The organism is Streptomyces kebangsaanensis (assembly GCF_001906585.1).
GTDB classification, from domain to species: Bacteria; Actinomycetota; Actinomycetes; order Streptomycetales; family Streptomycetaceae; genus Streptomyces; species Streptomyces kebangsaanensis.
In genome coordinates, this window is sequence record NZ_JUJA01000018.1 from 26,445 (window position 1) to 40,495 (window position 14,051).

Consider the following 14,051-nt stretch of genomic DNA (forward strand, 5'->3'; position numbering starts at 1 on the left):
GGGCAGGGGGCAGGGGGCGGGGGCGGGGGCGGTCGACGCGTCCACGGTGCGCCGACGCATGTCGGTCGCGGGGATGTACCTCGGTCGGATCAGCGGTGCCTCAGACCGCGGCCGGCGTCGGGTGGCCACCGCGGGTGTAGGCATTCCACAGCTGGACGAGCAGACGCATGACGAGCGCCTCGATCACAGCGGCTGCCGCTTTGGTGAGGAGTGAGGTCAGCAGGTGCGACATGGGACGCCACCTTTCCTGTGCATGCTTGGCGTACCTTCCCTTTGTCCGCTGTCGCGGCTTCGCGTGGACGGAATACAGGTGACTACCGGCTTAACTTTCGGTGTCATGCGGACCCGATGAGCGCACCCGACCCCTGCAGCGGGACCGCGGCGGGCACCGGAAGGCGAGTCACCCGGCCATCGCCGGGAAAAACGCGGCACGCGTCGGCCCGTACCGGATCGTACGGGCCGACGCGTGCCGCGCTGCGTTCTTGTACTTCTCCTTGTCCCTCTCCCAGCCTCCCGGCGGGGCGGGTGTGCTCAGCGCGCTTCCGCGGCCACCGGCTTGGGGATGAGGAACGATGTCGCGATGGCGACGGCCATGATGACGGCACCGGTGATCATGGCGGTGGTGTAGTCGCCGGCCGACGTCGGGTCCGCGGGGGCCGTCGCGGTCTTGACCGCGTACAGCACCGCGAAGCTCAGGCCGGCGCCGAGGTTGAACGCACCCGCGTTCAGACCGGGCAGGAAGCCGGGGTTCTCGCGCGGGGACAGCACGATGCCGAGCCCGTTGAGCACGATGTTCCCGATGCCCGCGTAGGTGATCCCCACCAGGATGGACGCCGTCAGCAGCAGGGCACGCGAATGGGTGCCGAGGGTGAGGATCAGCAGGACGACGGTCCCCACGGCCCCGACGAGGCCGACCCGCAGGACCCGGCCGTACCCGAAGGTGGCGGCCAGCCGGCCCGCGAGCGGACCCATGGCCAGTCCGGCCAGGGCGTACGGTGTGAGGGTCCACCACGCGGACTGCTGGGCGGACAGGCCCAGACCGGCCTGGGCGTCCTCGGCGAACGCCGGGATCAGCCCGTTCATGATGGCGAACACGCCCGTCATGGTGAGCACCGTGGTCAGCAGGAGCGCCCAGGTCGAGCGCTGCCGCAGATGGTGCGTGGCGACCAGCGGATGTCCGCTGCGGCCCTCGGTGCGCCAGAACAGGGCGAAGGCGGCCGCGGAGACGACGACGAGGAGGGCGATGAGCGGCCAGTTGGCCGCGGCGAGCTTTCCGGCCTCGTTCAGCGCGACGAGCAGCGAGCCGACCGAGACGACGAGGAGGAAGACGCCGGGCCAGTCCATGCGGCCGGCGACGGGCGCCTTGGACTCGGAGGTCATCAGGGCGACCATCACCGTGGCGACGACCGCGACGACGGCCATCGTCCAGAAGACCGACTGGAAGCCGTGGTGGTCGGCGAGGTAGCCGCCCGCGAGGGCGTCGACGCCCGCGACTCCGCCGTTGAAGGCGGTGATCACGCCGAGCAGGGTGCCGTAGAGCTTGGGCTCGGTCACTTCCTGGCGCAGCATGATCAGGCACAGCGGGACGACCGGGCCGCTCACGCCCTGGAGGACGCGGCCGGTGAACAGGACCGGCACGTTGTGCGCGAACGCGGCGACGACGCAGCCGACGGCCATCAGGGCCAGCATTCCGGTGAGGACCCTGCGTCGGCCGATGACGTCGCCCAGCCGTGGCAGGAAGAGCGAGAACAGGGCCGCCGAGGTGAAGAACGCGGTCTGGGTGAGCCCGATCTCGGCGGAGGTGGCGTTGAGGGCGCCCTCCATGCTCTTCAGTGCCGGGCTGAGCATGCTGGCGTTGAGCTGGAAGGCCACGCAGGCGGCGAGCAGCGCGGTCAGCAGTACGCCGACCCGGACCGGGCGGCCCGGCGTCGCGCCGGGCGGGCTGCCGGTCGTGGAAAGGCTGGTAGTGGTCACGCTTCGACGTCGCCAATCCGCTCGAGCGCGTCCACGACGAGGTTCCAGAACCGTTCGCGGTCGAGCTTGACGGCGACCTGGGTGTTGCAGTCGTCCGGGGCGGGGGCCCGGAAGTCCGCCACCGTCATGCCGAGGGTGAGGGTACCGGTGAGCTCGATGTCCACGGGGGCCTTGCGCACCGTCATGACGTCCGGGTCGATGACGTACGCGACCGCGCACGGGTCGTGCACCGGCGGGAACTCGAAGCCCTGCGCCTGCTCGTACATCTCGCCGAAGAACTCCAGCAGCTCCAGCACGAACTTGGCGGGCCTGGTGCCGACCGCGGCGATCTTGTCGACGACGGCGGGCGTCGCGAGAGCCTGGTGCGTCAGGTCGAGACCGACCATGGTGACCGGCCAGCTCTCGTTGAAGACGATGTGGGCGGCCTCGGGGTCGATCTTGATGTTGAACTCGGCGACCGCGCTCCAGTTGCCCTCGTGGTAGCCGCCGCCCATCAGGACGACCTCGCGGACGCGGGAGGCGATCCGCGGTTCCTTGCGGACGGCCATGGCGATGTTGGTCAGACCGGCGGTCGGCACGATCGTGATCTCGCCCGGTTCGTGCGACATCACCGTGTCGATGATCAGGTCGACCGCGTGCCGGCGGTCCAGTTCCAGGGTCGGCTCGGGCAGCACGGGCCCGTCGAGCCCCGACTCGCCGTGGATGTCCGGCGCGATCTCGATGGGGCGCACCAGCGGCCGGGGGCAGCCCGCGGCGAAGGGCACTCCGGTGATCCCGGCGATGCGGGCCACGGACAGGGCGTTGCGGGTCACCTTCTCCAGGGTCTGGTTTCCGACCACGGTGGTGACGGCGACCAACTCGATGTCGGGGTTGCCGTGAGCCAGCAGCATGGCGATGGCGTCGTCATGCCCGGGGTCGCAGTCGAGGATGATCTTTCTGGCCAACGGAGAGCCCCTTTGCTCGCTGAACTGTGGTGAAACCGATCTCCGGAGCCGCCACGGGCGGTCACGGCCGGAGGGACGCCAGGTGACCCCGGCGCCTGGGGAAACGTTTGGGCAAACGTTCTCCGGAACGTTCACCCATTCTCCGCTCAGTTGTCAATGGCCCATGCACCTTTGTTCTCCATCACACAGATCAGGAGACGAGGAGCCGGGTGATAACGTTCTCCGACGCCGGTACTGGAGGCGTGTTTCCACCGGGAAGTCGACCGACAGAAGGGGGCCGGAGCACGGTGAGCGAGGTGACCTTGCGGGACGTGGCCCGTGTATCGGGCTGCTCCGTCGCCACGGTGTCCCGGGTGCTGTCCGGCACCCGCCCGGTGGGCCCCGAGACGGCACGCCGCGTGAGGGCCGCGGCCGAAAGCCTCGGCTACCGCCCCAACCAGGTCGCCCGCGCCCTGCGCAGCCGCTCCACCGGCACCATCGGCCTGGTGCTGCCGCAGATCACGAACCCCTTCTTCCCCTCCCTCGTACGAGAGGTCGAGCACGCCCTGCACGCCGGGGGCCGCGGCCTGCTGCTCGCCGACTGCGACGACGACCCGGCGACCGAGGCGGACCGGATCACCTCCCTGCTGGAACGGCAGGTGGACGCGCTGCTGGTCATCCCCGTCGACGAGGCGCACAGCCGCGACGCCGTCGCGCTCGCGGCGTCCCGGGTTCCGCTGGTGCTGCTGGACCGCGCCTGCGGTCCCGGCGTCGCCGACTCGGTGGCCGTCGACAACGCCGCCGGCATGGCCCTCGTCCTGGACCACCTGGCCGGCACCGGACGCCGCCGTTTCTGCTTCCTGGGCGCCGCCGGAACCGCCTCGACGGCCGTCGAGCGGCGCACGGCCTACGAGACGGGGATCACCGCCCTGGACCCGCTGGCCCCCGGCCGCGTCGAGCTCGGCGACTTCTCCGTGGAGTGGGGACGCGCCGCGGCGGAGCGGATCTGGCCCGCCCGTCCGGACGCCGTCGTCTGCGCCAACGACCTCATCGCGGTCGGTGCGGTGCAGCGCCTCCGGCAACTCGGCGCGGACGTGCCCGGCGAGGTCGCCGTCACCGGGTTCGACGACATCCCCATGGCGAGCCTGTCCGAACCGACCCTGACCACGGTCCGCCAGCCCGCCGCCGACGTGGCGGCCGAGGCGCTCCGGCTCCTCGACCAGCGGCTCGCCGGCAGAGCCGCGGAGGCACACCGGTCCGTCCGCCTCGCACCCGAACTCGTCGTACGTGCCTCCAGCACTCCCCTTGCCGTCGGCACTCCCCGCGGCGCCGGCACTCCCCACACCGCCGCGCCCAGGACCACCATCCCCAGCAGCAGAAGTCCAGAGGAACAGCAGTGATCGCAGTCGTCGGAAGCCTCAACCTGGATCTCGTCACCCCCGTGCCCCGGCACCCGGTGCCGGGCGAGACCGTGCTCGGCGGGGACATCGCCGAGCACCCCGGCGGCAAGGGGGCCAACCAGGCGGTCGCCGCGGCCCGGCTCGGCGGACAGGTCGCCATGATCGGCCGGGTCGGCGAGGACGACGCGGCCGACGTGATGGCCGCGGCGGTACGCGCCGAGGGCGTGGACACCGCGCACCTGCTCCGTACCCCGGGGGTGCCCACCGGGCGCGCGCTGATCGCCGTCGACCCGGCGGGCGAGAACTCCATCATCGTCAGCCCCGGTGCCAACTTCCGCCTGACCGCGGCCGACTGCCGGTCCGCCGCCGAGGTGCTGGGCCGGGCCAAGGTCACCGTCCTGCAGCAGGAGGTCCCCGACGAGGCCAACCACGCCGCCGCCGAGCTGGCCGGAGGCATCGTCGTGCACAACCCGGCCCCCGCCGTCGCGGGCGCCGTCCCGCCCCGCCGTGTCGACGTGCTGGTCCCCAACCGCACCGAACTGGCGGCCCTCGCCGGCACCTCGGTGCCGAGGACGATCGACGAGGTCGTCGCCGCCGCGGGCAAGCTGAGCGGAGCGGGCGCGGTCGTCGTCACCCTCGGCGGGGACGGCGTGCTGCTCGTGGAGGGCACCGCGCGGCTGCACATCCCGGCCTTCACGGTCGAGCCGGTGGACACCACGGCGGCCGGTGACTGCTTCTGCGGCGCGCTGGCCGTCGCGCTGGCCGAGGGCCACACCCTGGAACAGGCCGCCCGCTGGGCCTGCGCCGCGGCGGCACTCAGCACCACCCGCGCCGGCGCCCAGCCCTCCCTGCCCCGCCGCGACGAGGTGGAGGCCTTCCTCGAGCGCTGAGGCCCCACCCGGCCCGGCCGCCGCGCCGCCCGGCGCACGACTGCGAAGCCGCCCGCTCACCATCGATCAGTCGGCACTCCCACCTGTCAGGGAATCGAGTAGCGCGATGGCTTCACTTCGACTCAACAACTCGTGGAAGCGCTCGTTGCGGAAGGTTCGCAGGCATGCGTGGCAGCTGCTCTCCGGGCCGCACTCGCAAGCGCCGACGCGGGCGAGTGCGGCCTCGACGACCGGTTCGAGGTGCTCTCCGATGCGGATCGCGTTGCCCGCGCCGCCCGGTGTGGTGTCGAAGAGCAGCAGCGACGGCATTCCGTCGGTTCCGATGTGGACCGTGCCGTCGATGTCGTCCCGGCTGATCTCCAGGTGGGTGGCCGCACCCTCCAAGAGCGCGTAGAGACCGGAACGCAGGGTTTCCTGCGTCGCACTGAGGGCGGTGAGCGGGTCGAGATGGATCTGGAGGAAGTCCGTCTGGTACCGGTGCGCGAGGGACACGACCCGCAGTGGGCCGGTGCACTGCGCGTCCTTCAGGAGATGAGGGTGCCCCGCACGCCGCGATGCCGCGCGGGCGTGCGGACGACCCCAGCCGCACCAGTCGCAGATCTCGTACCCGGCACCGCCCGGCCCCTCCGAGACGACGACCATCTCTCCCCGGGCGCCCGCCGACCAGGCCGTGGTGTGATCGGAGGCGAAGACGGTGGTCCCCTCGTGGATGTCCGCGGTGTCGGTGGACATGTGGGTGTCGCCGTACCAGGAGCGGCGCGGCGGGGTCTGCCCCGGGCGGCGCTGGGGTCCGCGTGCGGCGACGAAGCCGTAGACCGGCTCGATGTAGCGGCGCGGCGCGGTGGTGGCTGTTTCGCCGCAGGCGGTGCAGGTGGGGTCGACGGGCTCGGTGGCCTATGGTGCGGGCGGCGCGCAGGGTGACGTCGTCGATCCCGAGGTGCCGCAGCACGGTGTCCGACCAGGGGGCGAACAGCAGTTGGGGAGCGGCGGCGGCCTCCTGGGCGAACAGCGGGGTGATCTGCTCCATCGCGGTCAGGTCGCGCACCTCCAGGCAGCGGGTCACGCTGTTGACCGTGTAGAGCCGTCGCCGGGCCCAGGAGTAGGCCTTGTCGTGTGGGACAACGTGCACGAAGACGAAGAGGTCGCTGCCGTCGTCGGGCGCGAGCAGCACGATCCGGAGTCCGTCGTCGACGCGGATCGTCCGCATCCGGGGGTCACGGGAGCTGACCACGGACTCCAGGTGCAGCCCCTTGTCCGCGTGCAGTTGCGGGACCGTCAGCTGCTAGAACTTGGCCATCGCCTTGTGAACCCGGGCACGGGCCGGCTTGTCCAGCCGGTCGACGCCTTGCCAGAACGTGCTGGTGATCGCGATCTGCGGCATGCTCCCCACCTTCGTCAGCGCCGATCCTCAGCACGGCCGTTGACTCAGTTTACGGGTGGCGCTCGCGATCGTCGCCGACGGTGCCGCACATCACGGATGGCGCTCGGTTGTTCCTGGAGGGCAGTCGCGCGTGAGAATTGGACAACAGCTCCGAGCCCGCCCTACTTTCTCCTCCAGGTCGGCATGGGAGAAAAAGAGGGGGCGTCCATGTCCAGACGAACGATCGTTGTGGACGACGAGGTGTTCGAGCGTCTGCAGCGCGAGGCCCAGCCACTGATCGATACCCCCAACAGCGTGCTGCGGCGTCTTCTGGCTCTCGATGCACGGCCCGTGCGACCGGGCCCACTCGGACCGCTGCTCGACGCAGGGTTGTTGGAACCCGGGCAGCGACTGGTCTGGCGCCGCCGCAACCTCGCACAGAGGTATCTGGCGTACGTCACTCCTGAAGGTCGCCTTCGGCTCGACGACGGCCGCATATACGACTCTCCGTCAGGGGCCTGTGACGCCGTGGCGCACTGCAAGGTCAACGGGTGGGATGCCTGGCGCACCGGCGAAGGTGTCTCGCTCAGCGTGCTGCGCAGCCGGATCTGAGCGTCCAGAACAGGGGGCAGCACGGTGGATTTCACACAGCGTATGTTTGCGCGCTTGTTACTGCGTCAACAGCTCGTCGATATGGACGGTACCCAGTTCGAGCGGTTCGTGGACAGACTGCTCGGCCTTCTGCACGCCGACTACCTGCCGGTGCGGGCCCACGGCCCGCTGGGCGACGTGGGCGCGGACGGCCTGATGCTCAGCGAAAAAATCCTTTATGCCTGTTACTCGCCACGCACCGAGGTACTCGCCGACGTACGGAAGAAGTTCCGCTCGGACCTCCACAAGGCGATGACCAAACGCAAGGGCACCTTCACGACGTTCAGGTTCACGGTCAACGACAGTCGGGACCCCGGCATCCACCCCTTTCTGAGTCTGACCATCAGTCGGGCCAGGACAAAGGTGCACCCGGTCGGCATCGACATCTACGACGCGGACCGGATCGGCAGTGACGTGGTCCGCCTGGACCTCGTCGAGGTCGAGGACCTCCTCGGGACCCCGATCCCGGTGGAGGACCGCGTGTATTCGATCGGGCTCGCCAATCTCGCCCCGCTGCTGGAACACCTCGGTACGCGCCGGCGCACCAGCGCCCCGCTGGACGCGATTCCGGATGTCAACGCATACAAGATCGAGTTCAACCGGGCCCGTGTCGGCCCGGAGGTGCACGCGGCGCTGACCGAGGGACTGCGGTACAGCCACTTGGTCGACGCGTACTACGCCGGGCTGAACTCCGTCGACGAACACGACCGGGTGGCCCAGGGGTTCCGCGCGTACTACTCGCAGGTCCGCGACGAGCCGGGGAGCGACGAGGACCTCTGGCACCGTCTGCACCAGTACATTGTCGGCAACCGCTCGGTCACCATCACCACCACCAAGTGCGCGTCGATCATTCTGGCCCACTTCTTCGAGCGCTGCGACCTGTACGAAGTCCCGCCCGCGGGGTGGACACCGGGGGCGCCGGGGCAGGAGGACACGTGATCACCCCTACCAAGGGCATCTCCCCGGACCGGTCCCTGCTCGCCGTGGGTGCACAGATCTCCATGATCCTGAATCATCCGATGACCGTGTCGCAGGCGTGGTCGGAGTTCCGGTCGCGGCGCGAGGAACTGGGGCACCGCTCCCCCGTCAGCTTCGAGTGGTTCGTGCTCGGTCTCGACGTGCTCTACTCACTCGGTGCCCTGGAACTGCGTGACGGTCTGCTGATCAGGAGGAAGAGCCATGCTGCACCGTCTCAGCGCTGACGACCCCCGCTTCCGCACGGTCACCTTCCGCACCGGCCTCAACCTCCTCGTGGCTCATACGCGAGGCGAGTCCTCCGGTACGGACAGCCGCAACGGCACCGGGAAGTCCAGCATGATCGAGCTGCTGCACTTCCTGCTGGGCTCGACCGTGCGCAAACACTCCCTGGTGACCCGGCCGGCGCTGCGCAACATCCGGTTCACCCTCGAGCTGGACTGGCCGGGCCAGGCCCGGCAGGTCAAGGTGAGCAGGTGCGGGAAGCGTCACAAGGTCGTCGAGACCAACGCCCTCCTGGGGGAACGCGTCCAGCAGGGCCTCGACTTCGACGACGACGGCTTCGAGTACTTCGACGAGCTCACTGTCACCGAGTGGACTCGGGCCATCGAGAGCCACCTGTTCCGCCTGCCCGCCGACCACGGCCCAGGGATCTCCGGTCGCGCCATGCTCTCCCTACTGTTGCGCCGTGCCGGTGCCCATGCCTTCAACAGCCCGGTGCAGACGTTCCCGCAGCAGCGCCCGTCGGACGCCACGGCGAACCTCGCCTATCTGCTGGGGCTCGGCTGGCAACTGGCTGCCCGGTACCGTGAGATCGCGGCACGGGAAGCGACCCGCAAGCAGTTGCGTGCCGCCATGGACGATCCCGCCTGGGCCCGTGTGGTCGGCAGCACCGCCGACCTCCGCACGAAGATCGTCGTAGCGGAAGCGGATGTCGAGCGTCTCACCCGTGAGGTGAGCGCCTTCCGCGTGGTACCCGCCTACGAGGAGCTCAAGAAGCAGGCGGACGAACTCGACCGGCGGGTGCGCGCGCTGCCGGACGAAGACGTCATCGACCGGCGCAACCTGGCCGACCTCCGACGTGCCGTGGCGGAGACGAACGACCCGGAAACCGAATACCTGGAACGGGTGTACAACGAACTCGGCGTGGTACTTCCCGACGGTGTACGCCGCAGTTTCGACGATGTACGCGGCTTCCACCACTCCATTGTGCGCAACCGGCGCCGCTACCTCTCCGAAGAGATCGCCGAGATCGAGCGCCGGCTCGCGGACCGCGAAGAGGAACGCACCCGTCTCGGTGACGAGCTGTCAGCCACCCTCAGGGCACTTCAGGAGGGCGGAGCACTGGACGGCCTGACGGCGCGGCAGCAGCTTCTCGCCCAGAAGCAGGCCACCCTGGCCGCCCTGCGAAAGCAGCACGAGACGGCTCTCGCGCTGGAAAGCAGCCAACGGGAGATCGCCGAGCAACGGGCCACGCTGCGGACCACCCTGAAGGCGGACATCGAAGAGCGCGCATCCCAGACACGCGAGGCCATCCTGATGTTCACCGAGTTCGCCCGCCGGCTGTACGGCGGCGAGCGCGACGCCTACCTCCTCATCGATGCGGGCACCCACAGCCTGGAGATCACCCCGCACGTCGACAGCGGGGACAGTCTCGGCATCAACCGCATGGTGATCTTCTGTCTGGATCTGACGGCTGCCGTGATCTGCCACCGGCACGGCAGGGGACCCGACTTCCTCGTCCACGACAGTCATCTCTTCGACGGCGTCGACGAGCGGCAGATCGCGGAGGCCCTCAAACTCGCCGAGGAGGTGTGCGCCCGTGAGGGGCTCCAGTACATCGTGACCCTCAACTCCGATGTACTGGAGCAGGTACGGCTCCTCGGTTCGGTGCAGCACGTGTCACCGATCGAGCCGAAGCTCGACGACAGGTACGAGGAGGGCGGGCTGTTCGGCTTCCGGTTCTGACGAGGCGGCAGGGTTGACGTGATGCGGGGTGGCACGCACCAGCAATGGCGTTGCTGCCGTCTCCCTCACCGGCAGGATCGTCGACCGCTCCTTCACTGACACGCGGTTCACGCGCGCCGCGCTGGACGAGATGGACTGCGCGTACGCCCTGTGGTGTGCGCGCCTGAACGAGAGCCGAGGTGGTGATCGTGCGGCCGTCTCAGTTCATGCTGACGGCTCGTCGCCCACCGGATCCCCAGCCTCGCTGTGCGGCGTCGTGGACTGCTCCGACCGCCCCCGGAAGGCGGTTCCCTTCGCGGTCCGCGATTCGACGCGCTCCACGATGCGGTCGATGACCCGCTGGGGGTCCTTCCACTTCATCGCCAGCCGGTCGTGGTCCATCCCGTGCTCGGAGATGATGTCCCGCAGTTGTTCGAGGTTGAGCTCGCCCAGGCGTGAACGAAGTCCCGTCTCGCCGGCCTCGGCGAAGACCGCGAACGGCTCGATTACTCCGGGGGCCCTCCGGCTGCTTCGCCGCGGGCGTTCGGCCAAGCGGGACGTGGTGTGTGGTTCGGAAGGGGTGAGGGCCTTGCTCAGTGTCTTGGCAAAGCGAGGCGTCCGCGCGGCTTCGGATGCCACCACGGCGAGGACACGCGCCAGGGTGCCCGCGAGTTCCGGGTGGGACGCGCCGAGCTTCGTCAGGGCTTCCTCGGCCTCTTGCAACGGGGCACGCAACGTGCTGCTGTCGTCGGGCCGAGTGTCGCTCTGCTCGGTCACACCTTCTCCTTGACCAGTTCGATGAACTCCTTCGTCATGGCGCGGAAGGCATCGTACTCTCCGCGGTATCCATACTTCTGACGCAGGGTGCCGCGGTCGGTGAATTCCGCGGAAGCGGCGATGCCGTCCCTCTCGGGAATGTAGGGCGACAGCACGGTCGGCAGTTCCCCCTTGCCGTCCTTGAGTCGCCGAACGGTGTTCTGATGAACGGTGGAATTCGCCCTGTACTTCGTCACCACGATTCCGATTTCAACGATCTCATCCCTGTCCGCCAAGCCTTCGGCGAAGTCCCGTACCCGCCGCTGAATCTGAGGGATACCATAGGTGGACAGGACATCGGGAATCGTCGGAATGATGTACCCGTCAGAGATACGCAGCCCGTTCAGAGTGACGATGCCGAGGTTGGGCGGGCAGTCGACCAGGACGTAGTCGTAGTCGTCGGTGATCTTCCGAACCGCCTTGCGCAGAAGGTCGGTCGGGTTGTTGGAATAGAAACGCCCCGAGGACATGGTCGCCAGACGGTCCTGAACATCGATGAGATCCAGCGACGACGGCAGGAGATCTACCTTCCTGACCGCTTTCACCGGTGAGACGTTGCGCTGGAGCGTCTTCTCCAGATCGAACTCCTCGGGCTCACCATCAGGCCGGAGGGCGTCCTGGAAGAGGGTCGCCAGAGTGTGCCCGTTGTCGTTGAGAACCTTCCACTTCTTCTCACCGATGAGAACCGTCGTCAGGTTGGTCTGCGGATCGAGGTCGATGACCAGCACCCTCTTGCCGAACTCTGCGGAGAGGAACTCCGCAAGCCCCACCGTGGTGGTCGTCTTTCCCACGCCACCCTTCAGGTTGATGGTCGAGATGACATAAGCCATGTACTTCTTCCTCCGCTTGAGGTAGCGCCGAATGCGACTCGCCTGGAAGACCGGTCCGCTGCGCAGATCCGCGACGGGAGATGGGAAACGTTTGTCGCGAGTACGCCAATTAGCGATGACTGTCCGGCTGACGCCGGCCATTTCCGCCACTTCGAACAGACCAACGAGCTGGTCGTCAGCATCGGATGCGTCCTGCACGACATCTCCCGTGAACGGTCTTCACGTTTTCTCGCCAAGCGTGAAGGCTGTTCACGGTCGCCGTCAATCGCCAACGCCCGCCAGTGGTTGCATAGTTGATTTCGCACGCCCCCGGGCGCAGATTCACGCCGGATGAATTCGACCCAGCCCGTCTCCCCACCAGGTCCTCCAGGAGAAGGGCCCCTGGCATGCTCGGCGCCCGAAGATGGTGGCCCAGTCCCAGGCCCCGTCGTACTTGAGGCGCCGCACCGCCTTCTCCGGATCGCCCGAGAACATCGCGATGGCGTCGACGCGGCTGAACCCCCGCTCGTCCGACGACAGTCCGCACAGAAGGTTCGAGCAGCCACGCCCCCGTCCCCGGCGCCTGGCTTCACACCGGGCAGTGGGCCCCGGGAACCAGCTCCAGGGATCGGGCCGCGCAGTCGGCACAGATGCGAGCGCTGCCACCCAGGTAGTACGGGCAACGGACGCAGTGCGGGAATCCGAGGGATTCCAGTCCCTCGACGTGTCTCACAGGATGGCCGGCGCCAGTTGCTGACGCTGCTCGCCGGCCCTGCGCACCTGCTCCGCACCGGCCAGCTCCTGAAGGACGTCGGTCAGCTCGTCCACCACGGCCGCTCGTCCCTCTTCAAGCATCTTCGCCGCCCACGGCTGGGCGGCGACCAGCAAGCGCAGCAGGAACACCCGCTTCCCGTGCTCCGACGCGATGCGCGCCTGCATCTTCGCGCCCGAGGTCCGGGACGCCTCGATCACGACCGTGCCCTGAGTGAAGCCGCTCATGGTCACATTGCGCCGTGGGAACGTTCAGCGGGCCGGGCCGGCCGTCGGCCAGAACTGGGACACGACGGCACCGCCCTCCGCAACGGTACGGTCGGCCAGGCCGCGGTTCTCCGGCGGGTACATGGGGACCGCGATGCCCGTACCGACCACGGCGACCGTCCGGCCGCCGGCGTCAAGCGTCGCCGTGTGCGCCGCGGTGTCCACACCGCGGGCCAGTCCCGAGGAGACCACCACCGCGCGCTCGGCGAGGCGGGCGGCCCCGGTCGCGGCATCTGGCCGATGACGCTCTACCCGGGCGCCGGGCGCGGGGGCACGGCGGAGGTGGTGTTCCAGTACATGGCTGCACGGGCCCCGTTCACCGACCGCGCGCTGCGCGCCGAACTCCTCACGCGCCTCAACGCCCTGGATGGTGTCGACATCCCGGAGGGCAAGCTGGAGCTGCGTCCCAACATCCGGCTGTCCCTGCTGGAGAAGAACCGCAACCGCGAACTCCTCGCCGAGACACTGACCTGGTTCCGGGACCGCTGGGAGAGCCGGGGCACGTCCTGAGGCCCCGCCGGCCGACGGCCGGGCCAGGGTGAGGGCGGGGCACCGGGCGCCGGACTGCCCTGCCTACCCCCCTGTCCGGGCGGATCGCCGGGCGCACTCCGCCCACACCGTCTTCCCGCCCGGACGGTACGGCTCGCAGCCCCAGTCGTCGGCGAGGGAGGCGACGAGGAGCAGGCCCCGTCCGGACTCGCCGTCCGCGTCGGCGTCCGGTGTCGGCACGGGCGGACGTTCGCCTCGCGCGTCGGTGACCTCGATACGGAGGGTGGTGGGCGTCAGGATGAGGGCAAGGCGTGCGTTCCTGCCCTGCACCCGGCCGTGCAGGGCGGCGTTCGCGGTCAGTTCGGCGATGAGGAGAGAGGCCGCGGCCGTGCCGTCGGCGGCGGCGGCCTCCGGCCATCCTTGCTGCGCGGCGAGCCAGCGCTCGGCGGCATGGCGGGCGGTGTGCGCGCCGCGTGCGGTGGTGGGGAACGTGGTGCTGAAGCGGCCCGCGACGATGGTTGGTTCACCGGGTGCGGTGACAGTTTCCTGGTTCACCTCACCGAGGGTGACCGAGTCGGCTTACCTTGTGGAGCACACCGGGCAGTACGCAGGGTGACTGTCCCGATGCGGACGGTGTGATGTACGGGCGTACGGCCGTGACCTGGCCGGGACTTCGCCGGTTCGTCCTCGGGACACGGAAGACTGGGTGGTGGTGCGGCATGGCAGTGCAGCCGGGTGCGGAGGCTCCTACGGGCAGTGAGGCGGACGGCACGGACGAG

At 69.2% G+C, this 14,051-nt stretch carries 14 protein-coding genes and 2 pseudogenes; 7 read left to right on the plus strand and 9 right to left on the minus strand.

Annotation, left to right across the window (positions count from 1 at the left end):
• Positions 1–100: 100 nt before the first annotated feature.
• The 3 genes from RH94_RS46045 to uriH form a co-directional block, all read right to left on the minus strand.
• Positions 101–232 (minus strand): hypothetical protein, encoded by a 132-nt coding sequence (locus tag RH94_RS46045; protein ID WP_267893331.1) that lies wholly within the window; start codon positions 230–232, stop codon positions 101–103.
• A gap of 299 nt (positions 233–531) precedes the next feature.
• Positions 532–1,974 (minus strand): uridine transporter UriT, encoded by a 1,443-nt coding sequence (gene uriT / locus RH94_RS02065; RefSeq protein WP_073945967.1) that lies wholly within the window; start codon positions 1,972–1,974, stop codon positions 532–534.
• Positions 1,971–2,918 carry a uridine-preferring nucleoside hydrolase UriH gene (uriH, locus tag RH94_RS02070; RefSeq protein WP_073945968.1) on the minus strand — a complete coding sequence of 316 codons (948 nt, stop codon included), beginning with the start codon at positions 2,916–2,918 and terminating at the stop codon, positions 1,971–1,973. Before uriH ends, uriT begins: the two co-directional genes overlap by 4 nt.
• 287 nt (positions 2,919–3,205) lie before the next feature.
• Here uriH and RH94_RS02075 point away from each other — a divergent pair, with 287 nt between their 5' ends.
• Both RH94_RS02075 and rbsK read left to right on the plus strand, forming a co-directional pair.
• Positions 3,206–4,297: a LacI family DNA-binding transcriptional regulator gene (locus RH94_RS02075; protein ID WP_079188855.1), complete on the plus strand. Its 1,092-nt coding sequence runs from the start codon at positions 3,206–3,208 to the stop codon at positions 4,295–4,297.
• Complete coding sequence (rbsK, locus tag RH94_RS02080; RefSeq protein ID WP_073945969.1) at positions 4,294–5,187, plus strand: ribokinase; 894 nt, start codon at positions 4,294–4,296, stop codon at positions 5,185–5,187. Before RH94_RS02075 ends, rbsK begins: the two co-directional genes overlap by 4 nt.
• Positions 5,188–5,253: 66 nt before the next feature.
• On the opposite strand, the gene RH94_RS02085 is transcribed toward rbsK, so the two are convergent.
• Positions 5,254–5,919 (minus strand): DUF1998 domain-containing protein, encoded by a 666-nt coding sequence (locus RH94_RS02085; RefSeq protein WP_234425466.1) that lies wholly within the window; start codon positions 5,917–5,919, stop codon positions 5,254–5,256.
• A 159-nt stretch (positions 5,920–6,078) separates the two neighbouring features.
• A pseudogene (locus RH94_RS46530) lies at positions 6,079–6,568 on the minus strand (DNA helicase UvrD); the annotation flags it as partial.
• Between the two features lie 207 nt (positions 6,569–6,775).
• On the opposite strand from RH94_RS46530, the gene RH94_RS02095 reads away from it, so the two are divergent.
• From RH94_RS02095 to RH94_RS02110, 4 genes are all read left to right on the plus strand, one after another.
• Entirely contained in the window at positions 6,776–7,159 is a 384-nt protein-coding gene (locus RH94_RS02095) for a restriction system modified-DNA reader domain-containing protein (protein ID WP_158073003.1), read from the plus strand.
• Between the two features lie 81 nt (positions 7,160–7,240).
• Positions 7,241–8,137: an ABC-three component system protein gene (locus tag RH94_RS02100; protein WP_073945971.1), complete on the plus strand. Its 897-nt coding sequence runs from the start codon at positions 7,241–7,243 to the stop codon at positions 8,135–8,137.
• Positions 8,134–8,400, plus strand: coding sequence for an ABC-three component system middle component 6 (locus RH94_RS02105; RefSeq protein ID WP_073945972.1), 267 nt, complete (start codon positions 8,134–8,136; stop codon positions 8,398–8,400). Before RH94_RS02100 ends, RH94_RS02105 begins: the two co-directional genes overlap by 4 nt.
• Entirely contained in the window at positions 8,378–10,141 is a 1,764-nt protein-coding gene (locus tag RH94_RS02110) for an ABC-three component system protein (protein WP_073945973.1), read from the plus strand. The genes RH94_RS02105 and RH94_RS02110 overlap by 23 nt, the downstream gene beginning before the upstream one ends.
• 204 nt (positions 10,142–10,345) lie before the next feature.
• On the opposite strand, the gene RH94_RS02115 is transcribed toward RH94_RS02110, so the two are convergent.
• The 3 genes and pseudogenes from RH94_RS02115 to RH94_RS38495 form a co-directional block, all read right to left on the minus strand.
• A complete protein-coding gene (locus RH94_RS02115) occupies positions 10,346–10,897 on the minus strand; it encodes a hypothetical protein (protein ID WP_073945974.1) in 552 nt (183 codons plus the stop codon).
• Positions 10,894–11,964 (minus strand): AAA family ATPase, encoded by a 1,071-nt coding sequence (locus RH94_RS02120; RefSeq protein ID WP_234425467.1) that lies wholly within the window; start codon positions 11,962–11,964, stop codon positions 10,894–10,896. The genes RH94_RS02115 and RH94_RS02120 overlap by 4 nt, the downstream gene beginning before the upstream one ends.
• A gap of 510 nt (positions 11,965–12,474) precedes the next feature.
• Positions 12,475–12,978: pseudogene (locus RH94_RS38495) on the minus strand (DNA-processing protein DprA).
• A 45-nt stretch (positions 12,979–13,023) separates the two neighbouring features.
• Here RH94_RS38495 and RH94_RS02140 point away from each other — a divergent pair.
• Positions 13,024–13,293 carry a hypothetical protein gene (locus tag RH94_RS02140; RefSeq protein ID WP_234425468.1) on the plus strand — a complete coding sequence of 90 codons (270 nt, stop codon included), beginning with the start codon at positions 13,024–13,026 and terminating at the stop codon, positions 13,291–13,293.
• Positions 13,294–13,356: 63 nt separating this feature from the next.
• Here the strand turns inward: RH94_RS02140 and RH94_RS02145 are convergent, their stop codons facing one another.
• Entirely contained in the window at positions 13,357–13,827 is a 471-nt protein-coding gene (locus RH94_RS02145; protein WP_073945977.1) for an ATP-binding protein, read from the minus strand.
• Between the last annotated feature and the right edge of the window lie 224 nt (positions 13,828–14,051).

What these genes read in the sequence shown, in the direction of transcription:
- RH94_RS46045 (WP_267893331.1), bottom strand. Translation starts at nt 232, where the DNA reads ATGTCGCACCTGCTGACCTCACTCCTCACCAAAGCGGCAGCCGCTGTG.
- RH94_RS02085 (WP_234425466.1), bottom strand. Translation starts at nt 5,919, where the DNA reads ATGTCCACCGACACCGCGGACATCCACGAGGGGACCACCGTCTTCGCC.
- RH94_RS02095 (WP_158073003.1), top strand. Translation starts at nt 6,776, where the DNA reads ATGTCCAGACGAACGATCGTTGTGGACGACGAGGTGTTCGAGCGTCTG.
- RH94_RS02100 (WP_073945971.1), top strand. Translation starts at nt 7,241, where the DNA reads ATGGACGGTACCCAGTTCGAGCGGTTCGTGGACAGACTGCTCGGCCTT.
- RH94_RS02110 (WP_073945973.1), top strand. Translation starts at nt 8,378, where the DNA reads ATGCTGCACCGTCTCAGCGCTGACGACCCCCGCTTCCGCACGGTCACC.
- RH94_RS02140 (WP_234425468.1), top strand. Translation starts at nt 13,024, where the DNA reads ATGACGCTCTACCCGGGCGCCGGGCGCGGGGGCACGGCGGAGGTGGTG.